The following is a 20,037-nucleotide window of genomic DNA, read 5'->3' as shown; positions in this document are numbered from 1 at the left end:
GGCAAAATGTACAACGCGTTAGGCTTTTGGAAGGAAATCGGAAAATGGGCGGTCCGCGATTGGACCGCCCCTGTCCCCGGGATGTCAGGGAATGATGCGGGTGTACTTCACGCCTTCCAGAGTCGCGCCCACGCGCAGCCCGGCCTGACCAAAGATCACCGCGATCACCGGCGCCAGCGAGGTGGTGGTTTCCGCCGCCAGCGTCTCGCCGCGTTCCAGCACCGCGTACTCCAGGTTCGCGCCCGCTGCAAAGCCGGGGGACCGGCGGAAGGTTTCCAGCGCGCTGTTGGTCATGAAGAACAGGACATGGGAATATTGCTGGGCGCCGATCTGCAGCCCGCCAGAGGCCTTGGCCACCGAGTAGTAATCCACCGAAGCGCCGTTGATCCGCAGCGCGCCGCGACCATAGCCGCCGCCGAACCCAAGGCCCGCCTCGGTCACCACCGGCATGACCAGCATGCCGACGGATTTCGCGGCAAGGTCGCGGGTGGCCGGGTAGTCGCTGTAAAGGCGCGCCAGGGTCTGGTCGACGCGCGCGTCGATGCGGGCATCGCCACCGCTGCCGATACCGTTGCATGCGCCCAGTGCCAGCGTGGCACCAAGCCCGAAGGTCACATTACGTCTGTTGAGTGTCATGGGTCCGCCTGTTCCTCAAAATAGCCTCAAATCCGGCTGTCTCGCCGGTTCCGGCGCAATATAGGCACGGTGGCAGGGGTTGTCACGACATGTTGCGGCTAATCGGCAAGAGACCGCAGGGAAGGCCCTTGCCGCAAAGTGGCGCGCTCACCCGTTCAACAGCCGCGCCGCCGACGGGGCGAAGTAGGTCAGCACCCCGTCGCAGCCCGCGCGCTTGAAGCTCATCAGGCTTTCCAGCATCACCTTTTCGCCATCGACCCAGCCGCGCTCGCCCGCGCCGGCCAGCATCGCGTATTCGCCCGACACCTGGTAGGCGAAAGTGGGGGCGCCGAACATCTCTTGCGCACGGCGGCAGATGTCGAGGTAGGGCATGCCGGGTTTCACCATGATCATGTCCGCGCCCTCGGCCAGGTCGCGGGCGATCAGGCGCATGGCCTCGTCGGAATTGCCCGGGTCCTGCTGATAGGTCTTCTTGTCACCCTGCAGTGCGCCCGAGGCGCCGACCGCGTCGCGGAACGGCCCGTAGAAAGCCGAGGCGTATTTCGCGGCGTAGCTCAGGAGCAGAACGTTCTGGTGGCCCGCACCTTCCAGCGCAGCCCGCAAGGCGCCGATGCGCCCGTCCATCATGTCCGAAGGGCCGACGATGTCGGCGCCCGCGTCGGCCTGCGAAAGGGCCTGTTTCACCAGCGCCTCGACAGTACGGTCGTTGACGATCTCGCCATCCTCGACAAAGCCGTCGTGCCCGTTGATGTTGTAGGGATCGAGCGCGACATCCGTCATCACCGCGATGTCCGGTGCCGCCGCCTTGATCGCCCGCGTGGCGCGGTTGCTGAGGTTTTCCGGGTTCCAGGCCTCGGCGCAATCCTCGGTTTTCAGCGAAGGATCGGTGTAGGGAAAGAGGCAGATCGCCGGGATCCCCAGCGCCTGCGCCTCGACCGCCGCCTCGGCCACCTTGTCTACCGACAATCGGTTGACCCCGGGCATGGAGTGGATCGGTTCGACCACGCCCTCGCCATCGCGCACGAAGACCGGCCAGATGAAATCCGCCGGGCTCAGCGTGGTTTCCTGCACCAGGGCGCGGATCGCGGGGGTGCGGCGCAGGCGGCGCAGGCGGGTGGCGGGGAAGGGGGCAAAGGTCGGCTGCATCGGGCGCTCCGTCATTGGTCGGTCAAAGGGATGCACCCGCGCGCCGCCGCTTGTCCAGCCCCCTCTGGGCATTTGGATTTGCCCGCGCTATGACGCGGGCCAGAGGCAAGGACAAGGCATATGGACTGGTACGATACCGTATTCGAGCTGATCGACCTTCGCAGCTTTTCGAACCTTTGGTTCTGGATCGTCCTTGCCGTGCTCTGGTCCTCGACCAGCCACTGGGTCATGGGCGTGCCCTATGACATGGTCGCACGCGCCCGCCGCAACGGAGGCCAGGCCGCGCAGGACCTTGAGGACCTTGTGCGCATCAATACCAACCGCCTGCTGTTCATCGCAGAGGAATCCGGCCTCTGGGTCGTGGCCATCGGCTCGGCCTTCCTGTCGGGTGTTGCGATCCTGGGGTTCTACCCGGGCTACTGGATCGAGTTCGCGCAGGCCGTGTTCCTTCTGACTTTTCCCATGACCCTGATAGGGCTGCTGAGCGTGCGGTCCGCCCGCCTGATCCGCGAAGGCGAGGGAGAGGGTGAGGCGCTGTGGCGGCGGCTGCGCATCCACCGGATGCTGACGCAACTCATCGGGATGGTGTCGATCTTTGTCACCGCGCTGTGGGGGATGTACATGAACCTGACGGTCTTGCCCTTCTGATCCGTCCAGACCGATCCACCCAAAGGGCAGGTTGACGCCGCCCGCGCAGCGCGCCATTTGAGCCCCCATGACAGAGCAGCGGATCATCATGGGCGGCGCGCCCGAAGGGTTTGACGCCCGGCTGGTGCTGCGCGAGGTGGAAAGGGCCAAGGGCCCGGTCATCCACATCGCGCGCGACGACAAGCGGTTGGCGGCCATGCGCGATGCGCTGGCCTTTTTCGCGCCGGACATGCCGGTGATGGTCTTTCCGGCCTGGGACTGTCTGCCCTATGACCGGGTGTCGCCCAATGCCGATATCTCTGCCGCCCGCATGGCGACTTTGGCGACGCTGGTGCACGGCGGACCGAAGCATTTTGTCCTGCTGACGACGCTCTCTGCGGCGATGCAGTATCTGCCCGCCCGCGACGTCCTGCGCGAGGCGGCCTTTACCGCGCGCGTGGGGGACCGCGTGGATGAGGCCGCGTTGCGCACCTTCCTTGTGCGCATGGGGTTCAGCCAGGCGCCGACCGTGACCGAACCGGGCGATTACGCGGTGCGTGGCGGCATCATCGACATCTACCCGCCGGGGGACGGCGGGCCGGTGCGGCTGGATTTCTTTGGCGATGTGCTGGACGGCGCGCGGCGTTTCGACCCTGTCAGCCAGCGCACAACAGAGAAACTGGACATGGTCGAGCTGGCGCCTGTCTCCGAGGTGATCCTCGACGAGGCGGCGATCACCCGATTCCGGCAGAACTACAGGATCGAATTCGGCGCGGCGGGCACCGACGATCCACTATACGAGGCGGTCAGCGCGGGCCGCAAGCACGCCGGTGTCGAACATTGGCTGCCTTTTTTCCATGCACGGCTGGAAACCCTGTTCGAGTATCTGCCGGACGCGCCGGTGCTGATGGATGACCAGCTGACCCCCTCGCGCCTGTCGCGCTGGGACAGCATCGCGGATCAATACGAGACGCGCCGCCACGCCCTGAGCCAGAAAAAGACCCTGGGCAGCACGGTCTACAAACCGATCCCGCCCGAGACGTTGTACCTGGACGACGGCGCCTGGGAAGCGGCGCTTGAGGGCAAGCGGCAGGTGCAGTTCCATCCGCTGCCACAGGCCAGCGGGCCCGGCGTGGTGGATGCGGGCGGGCGCATCGGGCGCAATTTCTCACCGGAGCGTCAACAGGAAAATATCAGCCTGTTCAAGACACTGGCCGACCATGTTCAGAAATGCCTTCAGGACGGGCCGGTGGTCGTCGCCTCTTATTCTGAGGGCGCGCGCGAACGGCTGACCGGGCTGATCGAGGATGAAGGCCTGGCCGAGGCGATCCCCATTTCCAATGGAACAAGGATCGACAAGCGCGGGCTGCACCTTGCCGTCTGGTCGTTGGAGGCGGGGTTCGTCGCGCCCTGGGAAAAGGCGGGGGACAAGGGGCGCCTGACCGTCATCTCGGAACAGGACGTCCTGGGCGACCGGCTGATCCGCCAGCCCAAGAAGCGCCGCAAGGCCGAGAATTTCATCACCGAGCACCAATCGCTGTCTCCCGGCGATCTGGTGGTGCATGTCGACCACGGCATCGGGCGCTACCTGGGGCTGGAGGTCGTGACCGCCGCTGGCGCCGCGCATGAATGCTTGACGCTGGAATATGCCGAAGCCGCCAAGCTGTATCTGCCGGTCGAGAATATCGAGCTGCTGTCCAAATATGGCCATGACGAGGGCCTTCTGGACAAGCTGGGCGGCGGCGCCTGGCAGGCCAAGAAGGCCAAGCTGAAGCAGCGCATCCGCGAGATGGCGGACCGCCTCATCCGGATTGCCGCCGAACGGGCCCTGCGCAAGGCGCCGATCATGGATCCGCCGGCAGGGGCCTATGAGAGCTTTGCCGCCCGTTTCCCTTACCAGGAAACCGACGATCAGTTGCGCGCCATCGAAGACGTGATGGAGGATATGCATTCGGGCCAGCCGATGGACCGGCTGATTTGCGGCGACGTGGGCTTTGGCAAGACAGAGGTCGCCATGCGTGCGGCCTTTGTGGCTGCCATGTCCGGGGTGCAGGTGGCGGTGATCGCGCCCACGACGCTCTTGGCGCGCCAGCACTACAACAGCTTTGCCGAACGGTTCCGGGGCTTTCCGCTGGAGGTCAATCCGCTGTCGCGTTTCGTCAGCCAGAGACAGGCGGCCCTGACACGCGACGGGATTTCCAAGGGCACCGTCGACATCGCCGTTGGCACGCACGCGCTGCTGGCCAAGGGCATCCGGTTTAACAACCTCGGCCTGCTGATCATCGACGAGGAACAGCGGTTCGGCGTCCAGCACAAGGAGCGCCTGAAGCAGTTGCGGTCCGACATCCACGTCCTGACCCTGACCGCGACACCGATCCCGCGCACGCTGCAACTGTCGCTGACCGGGGTGCGGGACCTGTCGGTCATCGGCACACCGCCCGTGGACCGGCTGTCGATCCGCACCTATGTGTCCGAGTTCGATCCGGTGACGATCCGTGAGGCGCTGTTGCGCGAGCATTACCGGGGTGGGCAGAGCTTTTTCGTCGTTCCGCGCCTCAGCGATCTGCCCGAGGTCGAGGAATTCCTGAAAGAACATGTGCCCGAGGTGTCCTACGTCGTGGCGCATGGCCAGATGGCGGCGGGCGAATTGGACGACCGCATGAACGCCTTCTATGACGGCAGGTACGATGTGCTGCTGGCCACGACCATCGTGGAATCCGGTCTGGATATTCCCACCGCCAATACGATGGTGGTGCATCGCGCCGACATGTTCGGCCTCAGCCAGCTCTACCAGATCCGGGGGCGCGTGGGCCGGTCCAAGACCCGCGCCTATGCCTACCTGACCACGAAACCCCGCATGAAGCTGACCCAGACGGCGGAAAAGCGGCTGCGTGTGCTGGGCAGCATCGACACGCTGGGCGCCGGGTTCAGCCTGGCCTCGCAGGACCTGGACATTCGCGGCGCAGGCAACCTGCTGGGCGAGGAACAGTCCGGCCAGATGCGCGACGTGGGCTACGAACTGTACCAGTCGATGCTGGAAGAGGCGATTGCCAAGATCCGCACCGGCGAGATGGACGGCCTGGCCGAGGCGGACGACCAATGGGCGCCGCAGATCAACCTGGGCGTCCCTGTGCTGATCCCCGAGGACTATGTGCCCGATCTGGATGTGCGCCTGGGCCTCTACCGGCGCCTGTCGTCGCTGACGACCAAGGTCGAGCTGGAAGGTTTTGCCGCCGAGTTGATTGACCGGTTCGGCAAGCTGCCGCGCGAGGTGAACACTCTGCTTCTGGTGGTGCGGATCAAGGCCATGTGCAAGAAGGCGGGTATCGCCAAGTTGGACGGCGGACCCAAGGGCGCCACGATCCAATTCCACAACGACAAGTTCGCCTCGCCCCAGGGGCTGGTCGAATTCATCAAGGCGCAGGACGGGCTTGCCAAGGTTCGCGACAACAAGATCGTGGTGCGCCGCGACTGGAAACGCGACAAGGACAAGATCCAGGGCGCCTTTGCCATAGCACGGGACCTGGCCGAAAAGGTCGTCGCCGAAAAGAAGAAGGCAAAGGCCTGATACAGGTCTTTGCCGAGGTTTGTCCGGGGGCGTCGCTAGCGCGAACCGCCATTGCGGCAAGGCCCAAAGATACATCCAGGATAACAATTCATATTTTCGCCACATTCGTGACGCCTGAAGGCCGCAATTTTCATACAACCTGAAATTGATGCTTCTCAAATTCAGGAAAAGCGGAATGTTGGTTTGCAGGTTGAAGTCGCGGGTCCATCGGCTCATCAAGGATGAGCAGGGCAGTTCCACGGTCGAGTTCTCGATCCTCTTTCCGGGGTTGATTTTCCTGATCGCCGGATGCGTCTGGCTGTCGGTCTATGTCATCACCATCGGCAACGTGCAGCAATTGACCTACGAGGTCGCGCGGCAGGCCCTGCAACATCGGGTCGCGGCGCCGGATCACCCCGCGCTCTGTCGCCGGGTGGGGGATGTCCTGGTCCCCGAGATGGTCACGACCCTGACTCTGATCGACCCGGACAAGATCACCGGATTGTCCTGTTCCCCCGCCGAGATACCGGGGTGGAGCCGGGTGACACTCACCTATGACGCCTCGACAATCGGGTTTTCCCCGCTGATCCGGGCGTTCAATGGCGGGTCGGACGTGATCATCGGCCGCGCGTTGATCATGGGGGGCTGAGATGCTCTGGCGGAACGAGTCCGGTTCGATCACCACGGCCACCTTGATGATCCTGCCCGCTTTGCTGCTGGGTGCGGCGATGACCGTCGACCTGCTCTACCTGAACGACCATCGCAGCCATGTGCAGGCACAGGCCGATTTCTCGGCGCTGGAGGCCGTGCGCCACGTGGACAACGACGAACGGGCCTTTGGGCAGGCATCCCGGTCCGTCGCATACAATGACCTGTTTCCCGCCCGCGCGCTGCAACCGGCGCAGGTGACGCTTGGCCGGTTCGAACAGGGAGTTTTCACGCCAGCCTCCATCGACCCCAGGCGGCCGAATGCGGCGCATGTCAAGGCGGTCGCCGATGCCCATATGCAGGTGGCCAGCTTTCTGGGCCGCGGCACGGATACGGTCATCACGCGCGAGGCCACCGCCGTGGCCCGCGAGAGGGTGAGTTTCAGCCTCGCCAACTGCCTGCTCTCGCTCAACCTGTTTCACGGTGCGCTAAAGCCGATCCTGGGGGCTGACCTAGACGCGATCTGTTCCGAGGGGGCGCTGTTCCTGCGCACCGATGCGCTTCTGGAAACGCTCTCTGCCGACCTGGATGCGCCGCTGACCTATGGCGAGGTGCTGGATGCGGAGATTGCCCTGTCGCGGATCCTGTCGCTGGCGGTCGGTGCCGATGTGAACGCGCCCGATGCAGTTCTGCGGCTGGGCGACATCCTGCACCTCGACTCCGAGACGCGTGGCATGGCGATCGGCACCCGTATCCCCGGCTCTTTCGTCGGCGGCAGCGATCTTGTCTTTGGCTCCGTCGAACTGCTGGGCGAACATGTGCTGGACCTGACCCTGCGCGCGGACCTCGGGCCGCTGGCCGATGTGCCGGTCTCGCTGACCATCGTCGAACCGCGCCGCATCGTCGCCAATGTCGAACCGGGCACGCCAGAGGCCTATGCCGAGACCGCCCAGATCCGGCTGGCGGTGCCGGGGTTGGACCTCTTGGGGCTGGTGACGCTGGACCTGTCGCTGCGGGTCGCCCATGCCGAGGCGCGCCTGACCGACCGTGCCTCCAGCTGTCATGCCACCGCGCGCCACGAGCCGGTGGCGATCTTCGATCCCGTGCAGGCGGGGCTGGTCGATCTTTACATCGACCTGACGGCTCTGGGCTTGACCGTGCGCGATGACATCGCGCTGGTGCAATCGGCCCCGCGGGAAATCGGGTTCACTGCGCGGGACATTGCCCGGCACCGGACGGCCGTTGTGGCGCCGCGGCTCGAAGGCACTTTGTCGGAACTGGACTCCGCTCTCCTGAGCTTGCTCGGGCAGTTGCCGCTGGCCAATCTGACGACCGGCCTTGTCGGCGGCCTGCTTTCGCCGATCCTGGACAGCCTGTCCCCGGTCGAGAACCTGCTGGCCGCAGTTGTTCATGACTTCGTCGGTCTGGCCATCGCGCCCGCCCGCCTGACCCCGCTGGGCGCGGACTGCAGGATCGCCCTGGTCCAATAATGCATGCGCCCTGGACCGATGACCGATGACCGATGAAACAGGACTGTGGCGGATCAATAGGGCAGCCGGTCAAGGCGCATTTCCGGATCCGTGGCCTTGAGGATCGAGAAATAGCCATACTGCACCTCTGAGAAAGGCACGCGCTTGGTGCGCGAGGCGCCCTTGGGAACCGAGAACTCGCAGCCTTCGCCGGTCATGTCGTTGGTGATGACTTCGACGGTTTCGCCCCATTGATCCGTCTTCCAGTTGACGAAATTCTGTTGCCAGTAGACATCCGCCGTGGCGCTTTCATCCGCGTCCCAGGCTTTCTGGTTGGCGCAGGCGCGGCGAAAATCCATCTCTGTCATCGTTCGCGACGTGGCGCGCAATGGCCCGATCAGGATGCCCCAGCGCCCGGCCTGGTCGACGGTTTCGACATGGAACATACGGTCGGGAGGGGTGCGCAACATGGAGGCGATCAGCGAGGGTTTCAGGTGCTCGCCGTCCTCGAAGCCCCGGTTCTGCATCAGGTCCTCGACGGTGCGGGCCAGCGTTTCCATCGCCAGCGCATAGGCCCGGGTCACGGTTGCCGCGTCGTAATCGCCGCGTCCGACCTGCAAAGAGGGCGCGTGAAATCCCAGCCGCGCCGTCGGATGCATCACCCGCCACTTGTAGTACCCGCTTTCATGGGCGTGAAAACTGCCGGCCATGAACAGTAGGGCGCAGGCGCTTTCGCAGCGCGCGCCTGCCTCCAGCTTGGTCCCGATGGCCATTTCGCGCAGCACCGCGCCCAGTTTCAGCGCTTCGGAAATGGCACCCCCGGGACTGTCCAGGCAGATCACCGAAACACCGTATTGCCCCTGGTTGCGCCAGCCTTCGATCGAGCTGCGCAGGCTCCGGGCCATGCGGTCGGCGTCACCGGGGACGAACTGGCCGGTGATCCGGTGGGTGCAGGCGATGGTCGGGTCCGGGGCCTGGATGTCGATGGCGTCATTGGTCATGCCGATCACGCGCAGCTCGGCGGCATGGGCGGGCAGGGCGAGCAGTCCGAAAAGTGCCAAGACAAGCTGTTTCATGCGAAATCTCCAAAAAATGCGTTGTCAGTATCCCGGCATAGGCGATTCCGGTCAAACCCGGCCGCGCAGGCGGGCTTGACCCCGGCACCGGACCGGTCTGACTGTGGGGCATGCGGATCGCGACCCTGAACATGCAGAACCTGCGGCTGATGCCGGATGGAACGCTTTTCGGGGCGCGTGACCGTGACGATGTCGAGGACCCGGCTCTGGATCAGGCGGACCGGCGTCTGACCGCGGCGCTGCTGGCACAGGCGAATGCGGATTTATTGGCCGTGCAAGAGGTCTTTGACCAGGCCAGCCTGGATGCCTTTCATGACCGCTACCTTACGCGGGTTTGTGCGCCCTATCCCTGGCGGTTGTGCCTGCCGGGCAATGATGGGCGCGGATTGGACGTGGCGGTGATGTCGCGCTTCCCTTGGGATCATGCCGCCAGCCATGCCGGGATGACAGCCGGGGACTTGGGGCTTGATCCGCCCCCTGGCATGAGCTGTGACCAGCCAATTTTTCGGCGCGACGGGCTGGAGGTGCGCTTTGGCGCGTTGACCCTCTTTGTCGTGCATTTCAAAGCGCCTTACCCGGATGCGGCGCGGGCCTGGGCGGTGCGCAGGTTGGAGGCGCAGGCCGTTGCGCAGCTACTGGCGGGGGCCGGGCCGATGTGGCTGGTGGCCGGGGACCTGAACGAACCCGGCGGCGCGTCTGAAAGGGCGGTGGCCCCGCTTGAGGCGCTTGGCGAAAACCTGATGCGGCGGTTGGCGGAGGCAGAGCGCTGGACCTATTTCCAACCCGATGAACGGAGGTATGGCGCGCCCGATGGATTGATCGCTTCCCCCGCTCTTGCCGCCCGGTTGGAGGGGGTCGTGCCGCAGGTCCTGCGTGCCGGAATGGGACGCGAGGCCGGCCCCGATGGCGCCGAACGGCTGCCCGAATCCGGACTTCACCGCCCGCATGCCAGCGATCACGCGGGGGTTGTGCTGGATCTTGAGCAGGTCAGATCGTCGATCATTGGGCGACGTTTGCGCGGATAAGCGTTTTGCGGGCAATGGTCGATGCCTTTGGGCAAGTTTCTGCCACCGCTCGGCAATTGTTCAAACTGCCTATATTCGGGCTTCATCGAACCGGTAGGAGGTTGCGTTTTGCATTAAGAAGACATAATAAAATAATGAAAAATAACATTTATATGGGTTTTGGATGGCGTCAAAGAAAAACACGATCTATCCCATGTCGGCCCGGGACCGCAATGCGGAAAAGGCGCGATAGCCCTTGCAGGACATAGGCGAAAAACGGCCTTCCGATCCGTACTTCTCTTGACCCAGAGGGCAGGGTTTGGGATCGTTTCCACACCGCTAAGTTGAAAGACCGGTAAGTTGGTAGCCGCTAACAGCCAGTAGTAACGAGAAGCCGGGCATTGGCCCGAAATGAGAGGTGTTTCCCGTGGGGACCAGATGCAAAGAACGCTGGACAGAAAGTGCAGAGGTTCATTTCCTTCGGACCCGCAGAGGCGCGGCGGCCCAGGCGGAACAGGCATTTGCCACCTATGACAGCCTGACCGACCTTGCCACTGGCGGACGGGCGCCGGAGATCTGGGACCTGGACCTGTTCATCCTGCAAGCCCCGCGAGACGGGATCGCAGATCAGCTTGGCAGGCTGGGGGATTGGGTGGCCTCGGTGACGGTCTTTGGCCAGGTCCGCGATGCGTTGCGGATCGCGGAACGCGTGGACGGTGATGGCGCGGCCTTTCTGGTGAACATCGATGTCTTCGGACCCTTGGAGCAGGCGGTCGACGTGCTGCTGTCTTTGCGCCGCACCAACCCGTCGCTCACCATTATTGTGTTGTCGTCCGATTTCGTGCGCGATGATACCTCCTTGGAACGTAGCGCCATCACGGACGCCTCCCTGCGGCTGCCCTGCACCCCGGAACGGATGCGAGACGGGCTGTTTTGTGCGGCCGAAAACACCAAGCTGCGCCAGATGGGACTGGCTCTCTGACTGCTTGTTTCGCCCGGCTGGTGGAACAGCAGGGGCGGCGACGATTTCCGTTGCCTTGCATGTCCGCCCACGCCAAAGGTTAACAATTCGTTAACGCTTGATGGTGGTGTTGTGGGGCGATTGCTTTTTTTGTCGGTGGTCTTTGTTGCAGGCTCTGCCCTTGCCGAGCCGGAAAACCCGACACCGACGCAGCGGCTGGATCAATTTCGGACGGCCCAGGCCTTTGATTGCCGGAACGTGAGCTGCAAGCGCCTGCGCTCTTGCGAAGAGGCGTGTTTCAAGCTGATCCAGTGCGGGCAAAAGGTGCGCGACGGGGACAATGACGGAATTCCCTGCGAGAACCTCTGTTCCCGACGCTGCTAAAAAAAGGCCCGGCGAAATGCCGGGCCTTTGATCGTTTCTCTTATGCCCGGCGGCGGCGACCGCCGGTCCGGCCTGCGCGACCGCGGCCTTCGTGGCCCGCCTTGGGGGCCTGGCGGTTGAACTCGATCCAGGCGGCGCCGCCATCGTCGTTGTTGGTCAGGAAGTTGGCGGCGCGGATGGCCTCCATCTCCTTGCCGGCGCGCGGCTTGGTCGACCCCATGCCGAAGAGCGTGGCAAAGGTCTCATCGTCGATGTCCTCGGGCAGGATGATGCCCGCGGCGGCGACTTCGGCCTTTTTCTCGGCGATCTTGGCCGCGTTCACCGGCAGCGCGACCGGGTTCATGATGGCCGAGGTCATGCCGGCGCCCATCGCCATCGGCAGGAAGGCATTGTTGATGCCGTGGCGGTTGGGCAGGCCGAAAGAGATGTTCGACGCGCCGCAGGTGGTGTTGACGCCCAGCTCCTCGCGCAGGCGGCGGACCAGGGTAAAGACCTGATGACCGGCGGTCGCCATTGCGCCGATGGGCATCACCAGAGGGTCGACCACGATGTCATGTGCGGGGATGCCGAAATCGGCGGCGCGCTCGACGATCTTCTTGGCCACGGCAAAGCGGACCTCGGGGTCTTCGGAGATGCCGGTGTCGTCGTTCGAGATTGCCACCACCGGCACGTTGTATTTCTTGACCAGCGGCAACACCAGTTCCAGGCGCTCTTCCTCACCCGTCACCGAGTTCAAGAGCGGGCGGCCCTCAGCGGCGGCCAGGCCGTTTTCCAGCGCGCCGGGGACGGAGCTGTCGATGCAAAGCGGGATGTCGACGACCTTCTGCACCACTTCGACCAGCTGGCGCATCAGCTCGGGCTCGACAAAGTTGTTGTCGGCGTAACGCGGGTCTTCGGCCATCTTGTTGGAAAAGACAGCGCCCGAGTTGATGTCCAGCACGTTGGCCCCGGCGGCGACCTGCGCGATGGCGTCAGCCTCGACACGGCTGAAATCGCCGGCTTCCAGCTCGACGTTCAGGATCTTACGGCCCGTGGGGTTGATCCGCTCGCCGATCACGCAGAACGGTTCGTCAAAGCCGATGACGGCGGTTTTGGTTTTCGACTCGACGATGGTGCGGGTCATTGAACAAACTCTCCTGTCAGGCGCCCGAGGATCACCTCAAGCGCGGGGTCGTTGAAATCTTGTATCGTGTCCTGTGCGCCGTGGGCGCGCAGGTCTGCATCCGCAAGCCCCGAACGGAGCCCCACGGTATAGGCACCCGAGGCGGCGGCGGCGCGCAGCCCCGAAGGGCTGTCCTCGAAGGCGACGGCATGGCCGGGCGCGATGTCCAGCGCGCGCATCGCCGCCAGGTAGGGCTCGGGGTCGGGTTTGCCCCGGGCACATTCCTCGCCGATCACCACAACTTCGAAGGCCGCGCGCAGGCCCACGGCCTCCAGCATGGCTTCGGCGTTCTGCCGGTTGGCATTGGTCACAACCGCCAGCGCCCAGCCTTCGGCGCGCGCCCGGTCGATCAGCCGTTCGGCCCCGGGCATGGCCGGGTAGGGGCGCGGCAGGCGTTCGCGGAACCGCGCCTCCTTGAGGTCCGACAGGCCCTGCGGATCTTCGAGATCCGGCAGGAACTCGGCAAAGAAATCCGTGTTCAGCCGTCCGTGCACATGGCTCATGTAAAAGTCCTCGGTGATCTCGATGCCATAGGGCACCATCAGATCGACAAAGACCTCCCGATGAATGTCATCGGTCATCAGCATTGTGCCGTCCAGATCGAACAGCAGGGCCGGTCGGGACATGCCTCAGCCGTGTGCCGCGGCGGGACGGCCCGAGGCGCCGCCGTTTGCGATGGCCCATTCGGCGTTGGTCTTGATGCCGCCCAGCGGGAAGAAGTGGACCTGTTCGATGTTGAAACCCGGGTTGGCCGCCTTGTGGGCCGCCAGCTGCGACAGGACCTCGGTGGGCTCGTAAGGCAGCAGCAGCTTGGACACGTCCATCGCACGCTTTTGCAGCACCTTGAGCGAGGGGCCAACGCCGCAGGCAATGGCGAACTTGATCAGCGTCTGCAGCTTGGCCGGGCCGGCGATGCCGATGTGCACGGGCAGGTCGATGCCCTCGGCCTTCAGGCGGTTGGCCCAGGTGATGATCGGACCGGCGTCAAAGGCGAACTGGGTGGCCAGGGCCATCTGCGCGTCGGTGCGTTCGCTGAACGACTGCTTCCAGCGCAGCGCCTCCATCACGGTGGCGTCGCCGCCGTTCGGGTCGATGTCCTTGTTGCCCTCCGGGTGACCGGCGACATGCAGGCGCTTGAAACCCGCCTTGTCGAAGAGGCCGGTTTCCATCAGCTGCATCGAGCTGTGAAAATCGCCGTGCGGCTCTGCCACGCCACCGGCCAGCAGCAGCGCCTGTTCGACGCCTGCCTCGCCCTGGTACATGGCGATCCAGTTTTCCAGCGTCGCGGCATCCTTGATGATACGGGCCGGGAAATGCGGCATCACGTTGTAGCCCTCGCCGGACAGGCGCTTGGCCGTCGCCACCATTTCCTCGATGGGCGTGCCTTCGATATGGGCGATGTAAACCCGCGTGCCCTCGGGCAGGAGCGCGCGGAAATCCTCGACCTTGGAGGCCGTGCGCGGCATGACCTCGATCGAGTAATTCTGGAGAAAGGACTCCATCTCGGGGGTGCCGGTTTTGGGGGCCTCGTCGCGCTTGCGGAAGTTCAAGAGGGCCATGAGCGTCTCCTTAAGGGTCATGTCGTGAACCGGGCCTCAAGCCCAGCCGTCGTTGGCAATAAGCGCCTTGATGCGCTCTTGATCGAACTCCGCCTCAAGCCGTGCGGCTTCGGCGTTTGCGGCTTCCTGCGGGTCTCCATCGACCTTGCCGGAGGCAACCTTGCGCCACTCTGCAAGATAGGCGTCCGTCTCTGCGGCGCCAGTCTTCATTGCGGCGCGGTCGATGGCCTGCTCGAACCGTTCGGGCAGCTGGACCTTGGCGCCACGACGGCCCTTGCCCACGATGACCTGGGCGGGGATGTCGCGCCAGTAGACGATGGTCAGCTCTGCCATAGGTCCGATTCCCTTGCTTCTTCGTGCTTCTTTACGCGCGGTACGACATGGGCACGGGTCGATTTTCGACTTGTCCCGCACCATGCGCGACAGCTTATGCCGGGTGCGTCCGGGTTCCAACCGCAACAAAGGTCAGAAGTTCTCACCATCTAGATGAGGAAAATTAAGGTTTGCGCCCGAATTCTGCCGCATGCCCCTGATAACGGCATGTCACGCAAGAGAAAGGAGAGCGCCTTGGTTATCGCAATCGACGCCTGGAAACTGGCCTATGCCGCCTTGCCGAAGGCGGGGTGTTCGTCGGTGAAGAAGGCGCTTGCGATGCTGGACCCCTGGGTCACCGTCCCGGACCAGCCCGATTTCCAGACCTGGCACCGGATCTACCAGACGCGGCGGTTCCACCCCCCGCTCTGGGCCGAGTACGCTGATTTCTTTCGCTTTTGTGTTGTGCGCGAGCCGGCCAAACGGCTGATGTCCTGTTACACTGATATTGTCGTCAAGCGCCGCGCGCTGAAGGACAGCCCAAGGGTGCGCGCCGCGGACGGCCTGCCGCTGAACCCCGATCCCGACACCTTCTTTTGCCGCTTGCCGCGCTACCGGCGCAAATCCTCGATCGTCAAACATCACGTCCTTGGGGCCGAATTGTTCCTGGGGCCGAACCTGCGCGACGATTATGACCGGGTCTATCGCACCGCCGAGCTGGACGACCTGGCCGTGGATCTGAGCCGCCGCACCGGCGAAATCGTCCGGATGCCGCATGCCAACTCCAGCGGCGGCAAACTGTCGATTTTTGACCTTGAGGGGCGCACGATCGACCGTCTGCGCCCGCTTTTGGACGCGCAATACGACTACCTTCGCGATTACTTTACCAATCCGCTGGGGCCGCGGATACATGATGCTTGCGCGATAGGGGAACGGCGCGTATCGTGAAGGCAAGTTGATCTCGGAAAAGGCGCGACGTCATGGCGCCAAAGCGTCCCAAGGCTGCGGGCGCTTTCCCGAAACCGGTCGAGAGCCCCGCGCCATCACGGCCAGATCCCAACGCGCTCTATGCGGCGCTGGATCTGGGTACAAACAGTTGCCGCATGCTGATTGCCCAGCCGAAGGGCAGCCAGTTTCATGTGGTCGACAGCTTCTCGAAGTCCGTCCAGCTTGGACACGGGCTCGAAAAGACTGGCCGTCTGAGCCGCGCCTCTATGGGGCGCACGGTGTCGGCTTTGCATGTCTGCCGTCAAAAGATCGAGCGCCACAAGGTCACGCGCATGCGTCTGGTGGCGACAGAGGCCTGCCGACGGGCGCGCAACGCGCGTGAATTCATCCGCCATATCCAGCGCGAGACCGGGCTGAAGATGGAAATCATCCAGCCCGAGGAAGAGGCGCGGCTGGCGGTGATTTCCTGCGCGCCGCTGGTCTCGACCAAGACGGAACAACTGCTGGTGGTGGATATCGGTGGCGGGTCGACGGAGCTGGTCTGGATCGACCTCAGCAAGGTCGCCCCCCGCGAACGGCCGCGCGCGATCATGCGTTTGCACGCCGGGTTTCATCCGCCGGATAGCCCCTTTCCCTCGGCCAAGGTTGTGGACTGGATCAGCGTGCCCCTGGGTGTGGCAACGCTGCGCGACCAGTTTTCCGACGTCATGGACGACGCCGCGCGCTATGCGCTGATGAGCTGGTATTTCGAGGAAAACCTGGCGGAATTCGCGCCTTACCAGGACGAACAGGCCCGCGAGGGGTTCCAGATCGTTGGCACCTCAGGCACGGTTACAACCGTCGCTGCCTCACACCTGGGGCTGCGCCGTTACGACCGGACCAAGGTGGACGGGCTGCGCATGTCCTCGGACCAGATCGAGTCGGTGATCCAGCGCTATCTTGCGATGGGTCCCGCAGGACGTCGCAAGGATCCGCGCATCGGCCCGGATCGGCATGCGCTTATCATGAGCGGATCGGCAATCCTGCAGGCGCTGCTCAGGCTCTGGCCGACCGATCGTCTGTCGGTGGCCGACCGGGGCCTGCGTGAGGGGCTTCTTTATGCCCAGATGTCCGCCGATGGCGTGCTGGAAGACGGCCCGCTCTGACACGCGCTGTTCAGGCGGTGGTTCGCAACAGTTCGTCGAACCCGCCAAAGATCATGCGCTTGCCGTCGAACGGCATGTCGAACGGTTCTTCATCGCTCATCATCTTGGCCCAACCGGCATCGCGTAGCTCTTTCGACGGCCAGACGATGTATCCGGCTGTGACGCTTTCACCCTCCTGCAGCTTGACCGCAAGCGGCAGCGACGTGACCTGACCATCCGGGACGTCGCTGGGCCAAAGATCTACGACGTCGGTTGCGCCAAGACCGATGAACATCTTCTGGGTGAATTTGACGAAATCGCCGTACTCGGCCTTCTTGGCATCCGGGATCGGGGCAAGGAAAATGTCGTAGTATGGCATCGGTCTCTCCTGTGGCGGTATCGCACCGGCATTTGGTCGCGTTTGCATTGAAAAGGCAACAGGTCGGTTGCCTTCGGGAACGGCCTTTCGAGCGGCGCCGCATTGGCGTATGCAAGGGGTTCCCAAAGCAAGGTCGCGTTGAGATGGCGAAGAAACCCACAGGCAGTAATTCCGGCGGCAAGAACAGCTCGGGGCGCGGGCAGCGTGACCTCAAGGTCAAGGTCAAGACCGCGCGCGGGCGCAAGCTGTCCTCGACGCGCTGGCTGCAACGGCAGTTGAACGATCCTTACGTCAAACGCGCCAAGGACGAGGGGTTTCGCGGGCGCGCGGCCTTCAAGATCCTCGAAATCGATGACAAGTACCGCTTTCTCGTGCCCGGCGCGCGGGTCGTCGATCTGGGCTGTGCGCCGGGGGGCTGGTGTCAGGTGGCGGTGCCGCGTGTCAACGCGCTGGGGGAAAAGCAGGACAAGGCGCAGGGCTTTGTCCTGGGCATCGACCTGCAAGAGGTCGACCGGATCCCGGGGGCCGAGATTCACCAGCTGGATTTCATGGAGGATGGCGCCGACGACAAGGTCAAGACCTGGCTGGGCGGCAAGGCGGATGTCGTGATGTCGGACATGGCGGCGTCCTCGTCCGGGCACAAGCAGACCGACCATTTGCGCATCATTGCGCTCTGCGAGGCGGCGGCTTACCTGGCCTTTGATGTGCTGGAAGAGGGCGGGACCTTTGTCGCCAAGGTGCTGCAAGGCGGGGCCGAAGGCAGCCTTCAGGCAGAGCTCAAGCGTCGCTTCGAAAAGGTCGCGAACTTCAAGCCGCCGGCGAGCCGTTCCGATTCAAGCGAAAAATTCGTTGTCGCCACGGGGTTTCGCGGCTGAGTGAGGCGATGGCCGTTTCCTGCAGGCGGCGGGCCTCGTCGGGGCTGAGCACCAGGTCGCGCGTGATCGGGTCAGGGCTTTCCTCCCCGGGCAAGGTTTCTTGCCGGTAGAGCGCGAACAGCCGCGCATGGCGTGCCCCGCGCAGGGGCGCCGTCTGGTCATCGCTGTCGCGCATGGGCCTCTCGTGTGGCAGCGGGCCTTGGGGTGCGGACGCAAGGTCAACGGTCAGTGTTTTGCAGCGTCGCGGCGCGAGAAACAAGGCGAAACCCTGCATTTGAGGGATTGACGCCCCGTCGCGATGTCGTCTGGATGGGCGCAAAACGGGGAGGGCGGCATGAAGACGATCCTGTGTTACGGCGACAGCAACACCCACGGCACGGCACCCCTGCCAGCGCCCGGCGTGGATCTGCGCCATCCGCCCGGGGATCGTTGGCCCGATGTCCTGGCGGCCGAGCTGGGGGAGGGTTTTCGTGTCATCGACGAGGGGTTGCCCGGGCGCACCACCGTCCATGACGACGTGGTCGAGGGCGGCATGCGCAACGGCGCAACGGTGCTGCCGGCCATCCTGCACAGTCACAAGCCGATTGACCTGATGGTGTTGATGCTGGGCACCAACGATCTCAAGATCCGTTTTTCGGTCAGCGCCTGGGAAATCGCGCGTTCGGTTGAACGTTTGGCGCTTATGGCGCGGGCCGAGGGCGTGGTGCGCGATATCGTCCTTGTCGCCCCTGTCCCGGTGCAGGAAACGGGCGCCTTGAAAGAGGTTTTTTCCGGGGCCGAGGCGCGGCAGATCGGGATGGAGGGGTTCATCGCGGCGGCAGCCGAGCGGCAAGGATGCGGATTCCTGCGTGCCGGAGATCACGTCACCGTCTCGCCAAAGGATGGCGTTCACTGGGAACCGGAGGCGCATCACCGCTTTGGCAAGACCCTGGCGGCGGTCCTGTCGGAGCGTTTGGCGTGAGGGCCTTGTGCCTTGTTCTTGCAATGGCCGGATGCGCTGCCGTCCCTCCGACAACCGATCTGCCGCTGCGCAATCCCACCGCGCGCGTGGCCTCGCAGGCGGATGCCGCGCTGGGGCGTCTCAGCGGGGACTGGCACGTGATCGAGGGCGCCGGCCTGCGGCCCGGCACGCGTTTGCGGTTCGGTGCTCAGGAGGTGGTGATCGGCGGGCGCGTGATGCCGGTCACGGATGACGGGCAAGGACGGCTGACGCTCGATGGTGGGCCGGTCTGGGTCTACTGGATCGACGCGGACAACAGGACGGCGGCGCTTGGCGATCCCGACGGGCGGCGGGTCTGGATCATGGACCGGACCGGCACCCCTGGCGAGCGGCTGCGCGCGGCGCGAGAGATCCTTGCCTGGTACGGCTATGACCTGGCGCGACTGGAGCAGGAATGAAACGGGTTCTGATCACGGCCGGGGCTGCCGGACTTGGCCGCGCGATGGCCGAAGGGTTCCTTGCCCGGGGCGACCGGGTGGCGGTGTGCGACATCGAACCGCGTGCGGTTAGGGATTTCCGCGTCGCACATCCGCAGGCCCTGGCAGAGGTTGTCGACGTGACCGACGAGACGGCCATGACCGGCTTTCTGTCCCGCGTGGAAGAGATGTTCGGCGGGGTGGACGTGGTTTGCGCCAATGCCGGCACGGGGGGACAGGCGGGCCGGATCGAGACACTGGACCTGGACGCCTGGCGAGCCTGCATCGACGTCAACCTGACGGGCGCTTTCCTGACCTGTCGTTGGGCGGCGCGTGTCATGCGGGCGCAGGGCGATGGGCTGATCGTGTTGACCAGTTCGACAGCCGGCCTGCATGGCTACCCGCTGCGTGCGCCCTATGCCTCGGCCAAATGGGCCATCGTCGGTTTGACCAAGACGCTGGCGATGGAGCTTGGTCCGACCGGTGTCCGCGTGAATGCGATCTGCCCCGGCGCGGTCGAAGGCGACCGGATGGACCGGGTTGTCGCGATGGAAAGCGCGGCCTCGGGTCTTGGCCCCGATGAGGTGCGCGCGCTCTACGTGCGCGGTGTCTCTCTGCGCAGCTGGGTCACGGCAGAGGAGGTGGCCGAGACGGTTCTCTGGCTCTCCTCGCCCGCAGCCCGCAAGATTTCCGGGCAGATCCTGGCGATCGATGGGCATACGGAAACACTCGCCCCCTGACGGCGGGCGTAGGGCACTTTCGGT

At 64.4% G+C, this 20,037-nt stretch carries 21 protein-coding genes; 12 read left to right on the top strand and 9 right to left on the bottom strand.

Annotated features, from left to right (window positions below):
* Positions 1 to 84 precede the first annotated feature (84 nt).
* Positions 85 to 636, bottom strand: a complete 552-nt coding sequence (locus KZZ07_RS07580) for a lipid-binding SYLF domain-containing protein (protein ID WP_219513267.1) — start codon at positions 634 to 636, stop codon at positions 85 to 87.
* A 147-nt stretch (positions 637 to 783) separates the two neighbouring features.
* The gene (gene hemB / locus KZZ07_RS07575; protein ID WP_219513422.1) at positions 784 to 1,782 is read right to left on the bottom strand and encodes a porphobilinogen synthase; all 999 of its coding nucleotides are present in this window, start codon (positions 1,780 to 1,782) and stop codon (positions 784 to 786) included.
* Between the two features lie 120 nt (positions 1,783 to 1,902).
* On the opposite strand from hemB, the gene KZZ07_RS07570 reads away from it, so the two are divergent.
* The 4 genes from KZZ07_RS07570 to KZZ07_RS07555 all read left to right on the top strand — a co-directional run bounded on the left by KZZ07_RS07570 (position 1,903) and on the right by KZZ07_RS07555 (position 8,094).
* A complete protein-coding gene (locus KZZ07_RS07570; RefSeq protein ID WP_219513266.1) occupies positions 1,903 to 2,430 on the top strand; it encodes a component of SufBCD complex in 528 nt (175 codons plus the stop codon).
* A gap of 67 nt (positions 2,431 to 2,497) precedes the next feature.
* On the top strand, positions 2,498 to 5,977 hold the full coding sequence (gene mfd / locus KZZ07_RS07565) for a transcription-repair coupling factor (RefSeq protein WP_219513265.1): 3,480 nt from the start codon (positions 2,498 to 2,500) through the stop codon (positions 5,975 to 5,977).
* Positions 5,978 to 6,152: 175 nt separating this feature from the next.
* Complete coding sequence (locus KZZ07_RS07560; RefSeq protein WP_219513264.1) at positions 6,153 to 6,605, top strand: TadE/TadG family type IV pilus assembly protein; 453 nt, start codon at positions 6,153 to 6,155, stop codon at positions 6,603 to 6,605.
* Between the two features lies 1 nt (position 6,606).
* A complete protein-coding gene (locus tag KZZ07_RS07555) occupies positions 6,607 to 8,094 on the top strand; it encodes a pilus assembly protein TadG-related protein (protein ID WP_219513263.1) in 1,488 nt (495 codons plus the stop codon).
* Between the two features lie 53 nt (positions 8,095 to 8,147).
* Here KZZ07_RS07555 and KZZ07_RS07550 read toward each other — a convergent pair whose 3' ends face one another.
* Positions 8,148 to 9,149 carry a COG3904 family protein gene (locus tag KZZ07_RS07550; RefSeq protein WP_219513262.1) on the bottom strand — a complete coding sequence of 334 codons (1,002 nt, stop codon included), beginning with the start codon at positions 9,147 to 9,149 and terminating at the stop codon, positions 8,148 to 8,150.
* A gap of 110 nt (positions 9,150 to 9,259) precedes the next feature.
* Here KZZ07_RS07550 and KZZ07_RS07545 point away from each other — a divergent pair, with 110 nt between their 5' ends.
* On the top strand, positions 9,260 to 10,174 hold the full coding sequence (locus KZZ07_RS07545; RefSeq protein ID WP_219513261.1) for an endonuclease/exonuclease/phosphatase family protein: 915 nt from the start codon (positions 9,260 to 9,262) through the stop codon (positions 10,172 to 10,174).
* A 406-nt stretch (positions 10,175 to 10,580) separates the two neighbouring features.
* On the top strand, positions 10,581 to 11,135 hold the full coding sequence (locus KZZ07_RS07540) for a hypothetical protein (protein ID WP_219513259.1): 555 nt from the start codon (positions 10,581 to 10,583) through the stop codon (positions 11,133 to 11,135).
* A 403-nt stretch (positions 11,136 to 11,538) separates the two neighbouring features.
* Here KZZ07_RS07540 and KZZ07_RS07530 read toward each other — a convergent pair whose 3' ends face one another.
* The 4 genes from KZZ07_RS07530 to KZZ07_RS07515 are packed head-to-tail and all read right to left on the bottom strand — an operon-like array spanning position 11,539 to position 14,552.
* Positions 11,539 to 12,621, bottom strand: a complete 1,083-nt coding sequence (locus KZZ07_RS07530; RefSeq protein WP_219513257.1) for a methyltetrahydrofolate cobalamin methyltransferase — start codon at positions 12,619 to 12,621, stop codon at positions 11,539 to 11,541.
* Positions 12,618 to 13,286: an HAD family hydrolase gene (locus tag KZZ07_RS07525; RefSeq protein WP_219513256.1), complete on the bottom strand. Its 669-nt coding sequence runs from the start codon at positions 13,284 to 13,286 to the stop codon at positions 12,618 to 12,620. Before KZZ07_RS07525 ends, KZZ07_RS07530 begins: the two co-directional genes overlap by 4 nt.
* Before the next feature lie 3 nt (positions 13,287 to 13,289).
* Positions 13,290 to 14,219 (bottom strand): methylenetetrahydrofolate reductase, encoded by a 930-nt coding sequence (locus KZZ07_RS07520; RefSeq protein WP_219513255.1) that lies wholly within the window; start codon positions 14,217 to 14,219, stop codon positions 13,290 to 13,292.
* Positions 14,220 to 14,255: 36 nt separating this feature from the next.
* On the bottom strand, positions 14,256 to 14,552 hold the full coding sequence (locus tag KZZ07_RS07515; RefSeq protein WP_219513254.1) for a virulence factor: 297 nt from the start codon (positions 14,550 to 14,552) through the stop codon (positions 14,256 to 14,258).
* A 234-nt stretch (positions 14,553 to 14,786) separates the two neighbouring features.
* Here KZZ07_RS07515 and KZZ07_RS07510 point away from each other — a divergent pair, with 234 nt between their 5' ends.
* Together KZZ07_RS07510 and KZZ07_RS07505 are read left to right on the top strand one after the other, a co-directional pair.
* On the top strand, positions 14,787 to 15,479 hold the full coding sequence (locus tag KZZ07_RS07510; protein ID WP_219513253.1) for a sulfotransferase family 2 domain-containing protein: 693 nt from the start codon (positions 14,787 to 14,789) through the stop codon (positions 15,477 to 15,479).
* 32 nt (positions 15,480 to 15,511) lie between these two features.
* Entirely contained in the window at positions 15,512 to 16,624 is a 1,113-nt protein-coding gene (locus tag KZZ07_RS07505; RefSeq protein ID WP_219513252.1) for a Ppx/GppA phosphatase family protein, read from the top strand.
* Positions 16,625 to 16,634: 10 nt separating this feature from the next.
* Here KZZ07_RS07505 and KZZ07_RS07500 read toward each other — a convergent pair whose 3' ends face one another.
* The gene (locus tag KZZ07_RS07500; protein ID WP_219513251.1) at positions 16,635 to 16,982 is read right to left on the bottom strand and encodes a DUF1428 domain-containing protein; all 348 of its coding nucleotides are present in this window, start codon (positions 16,980 to 16,982) and stop codon (positions 16,635 to 16,637) included.
* A gap of 143 nt (positions 16,983 to 17,125) precedes the next feature.
* Here KZZ07_RS07500 and KZZ07_RS07495 point away from each other — a divergent pair, with 143 nt between their 5' ends.
* Positions 17,126 to 17,857, top strand: a complete 732-nt coding sequence (locus tag KZZ07_RS07495) for an RlmE family RNA methyltransferase (RefSeq protein ID WP_219513250.1) — start codon at positions 17,126 to 17,128, stop codon at positions 17,855 to 17,857.
* On the opposite strand, the gene KZZ07_RS07490 is transcribed toward KZZ07_RS07495, so the two are convergent.
* Complete coding sequence (locus KZZ07_RS07490; protein ID WP_219513248.1) at positions 17,790 to 18,032, bottom strand: hypothetical protein; 243 nt, start codon at positions 18,030 to 18,032, stop codon at positions 17,790 to 17,792. The genes KZZ07_RS07495 and KZZ07_RS07490 overlap by 68 nt on opposite strands.
* Positions 18,033 to 18,191: 159 nt before the next feature.
* Between KZZ07_RS07490 and KZZ07_RS07485 the strand changes: the two genes are divergently transcribed.
* From KZZ07_RS07485 to KZZ07_RS07475, 3 genes are read left to right on the top strand one after another with little or no spacing between them, the layout of a single operon-like run.
* Positions 18,192 to 18,818, top strand: coding sequence for an SGNH/GDSL hydrolase family protein (locus tag KZZ07_RS07485; protein ID WP_219513246.1), 627 nt, complete (start codon positions 18,192 to 18,194; stop codon positions 18,816 to 18,818).
* 23 nt (positions 18,819 to 18,841) lie between these two features.
* The gene (locus KZZ07_RS07480; protein ID WP_255564219.1) at positions 18,842 to 19,255 is read left to right on the top strand and encodes a lipocalin family protein; all 414 of its coding nucleotides are present in this window, start codon (positions 18,842 to 18,844) and stop codon (positions 19,253 to 19,255) included.
* Complete coding sequence (locus tag KZZ07_RS07475) at positions 19,252 to 20,013, top strand: SDR family oxidoreductase (RefSeq protein WP_219513243.1); 762 nt, start codon at positions 19,252 to 19,254, stop codon at positions 20,011 to 20,013. The genes KZZ07_RS07480 and KZZ07_RS07475 overlap by 4 nt, the downstream gene beginning before the upstream one ends.
* Positions 20,014 to 20,037 lie beyond the last annotated feature (24 nt).

This window comes from Mameliella sp. CS4, assembly GCF_019392335.1.
Classification (GTDB): Bacteria; Pseudomonadota; Alphaproteobacteria; order Rhodobacterales; family Rhodobacteraceae; genus Antarctobacter.
This window is presented reverse-complemented; position numbering and strand designations above follow the sequence as displayed.

What these genes read in the sequence shown, in the direction of transcription:
- KZZ07_RS07580 (WP_219513267.1), bottom strand. Translation starts at nt 636, where the DNA reads ATGACACTCAACAGACGTAATGTGACCTTCGGGCTTGGTGCCACGCTG.
- hemB (WP_219513422.1), bottom strand. Translation starts at nt 1,782, where the DNA reads ATGCAGCCGACCTTTGCCCCCTTCCCCGCCACCCGCCTGCGCCGCCTG.
- KZZ07_RS07570 (WP_219513266.1), top strand. Translation starts at nt 1,903, where the DNA reads ATGGACTGGTACGATACCGTATTCGAGCTGATCGACCTTCGCAGCTTT.
- mfd (WP_219513265.1), top strand. Translation starts at nt 2,498, where the DNA reads ATGACAGAGCAGCGGATCATCATGGGCGGCGCGCCCGAAGGGTTTGAC.
- KZZ07_RS07560 (WP_219513264.1), top strand. Translation starts at nt 6,153, where the DNA reads ATGTTGGTTTGCAGGTTGAAGTCGCGGGTCCATCGGCTCATCAAGGAT.
- KZZ07_RS07555 (WP_219513263.1), top strand. Translation starts at nt 6,607, where the DNA reads ATGCTCTGGCGGAACGAGTCCGGTTCGATCACCACGGCCACCTTGATG.
- KZZ07_RS07550 (WP_219513262.1), bottom strand. Translation starts at nt 9,149, where the DNA reads ATGAAACAGCTTGTCTTGGCACTTTTCGGACTGCTCGCCCTGCCCGCC.
- KZZ07_RS07545 (WP_219513261.1), top strand. Translation starts at nt 9,260, where the DNA reads ATGCGGATCGCGACCCTGAACATGCAGAACCTGCGGCTGATGCCGGAT.
- KZZ07_RS07530 (WP_219513257.1), bottom strand. Translation starts at nt 12,621, where the DNA reads ATGACCCGCACCATCGTCGAGTCGAAAACCAAAACCGCCGTCATCGGC.
- KZZ07_RS07525 (WP_219513256.1), bottom strand. Translation starts at nt 13,286, where the DNA reads ATGTCCCGACCGGCCCTGCTGTTCGATCTGGACGGCACAATGCTGATG.
- KZZ07_RS07520 (WP_219513255.1), bottom strand. Translation starts at nt 14,219, where the DNA reads ATGGCCCTCTTGAACTTCCGCAAGCGCGACGAGGCCCCCAAAACCGGC.
- KZZ07_RS07515 (WP_219513254.1), bottom strand. Translation starts at nt 14,552, where the DNA reads ATGGCAGAGCTGACCATCGTCTACTGGCGCGACATCCCCGCCCAGGTC.
- KZZ07_RS07505 (WP_219513252.1), top strand. Translation starts at nt 15,512, where the DNA reads ATGGCGCCAAAGCGTCCCAAGGCTGCGGGCGCTTTCCCGAAACCGGTC.
- KZZ07_RS07500 (WP_219513251.1), bottom strand. Translation starts at nt 16,982, where the DNA reads ATGCCATACTACGACATTTTCCTTGCCCCGATCCCGGATGCCAAGAAG.
- KZZ07_RS07495 (WP_219513250.1), top strand. Translation starts at nt 17,126, where the DNA reads ATGGCGAAGAAACCCACAGGCAGTAATTCCGGCGGCAAGAACAGCTCG.
- KZZ07_RS07490 (WP_219513248.1), bottom strand. Translation starts at nt 18,032, where the DNA reads ATGCGCGACAGCGATGACCAGACGGCGCCCCTGCGCGGGGCACGCCAT.
- KZZ07_RS07485 (WP_219513246.1), top strand. Translation starts at nt 18,192, where the DNA reads ATGAAGACGATCCTGTGTTACGGCGACAGCAACACCCACGGCACGGCA.
- KZZ07_RS07480 (WP_255564219.1), top strand. Translation starts at nt 18,842, where the DNA reads ATGGCCGGATGCGCTGCCGTCCCTCCGACAACCGATCTGCCGCTGCGC.
- KZZ07_RS07475 (WP_219513243.1), top strand. Translation starts at nt 19,252, where the DNA reads ATGAAACGGGTTCTGATCACGGCCGGGGCTGCCGGACTTGGCCGCGCG.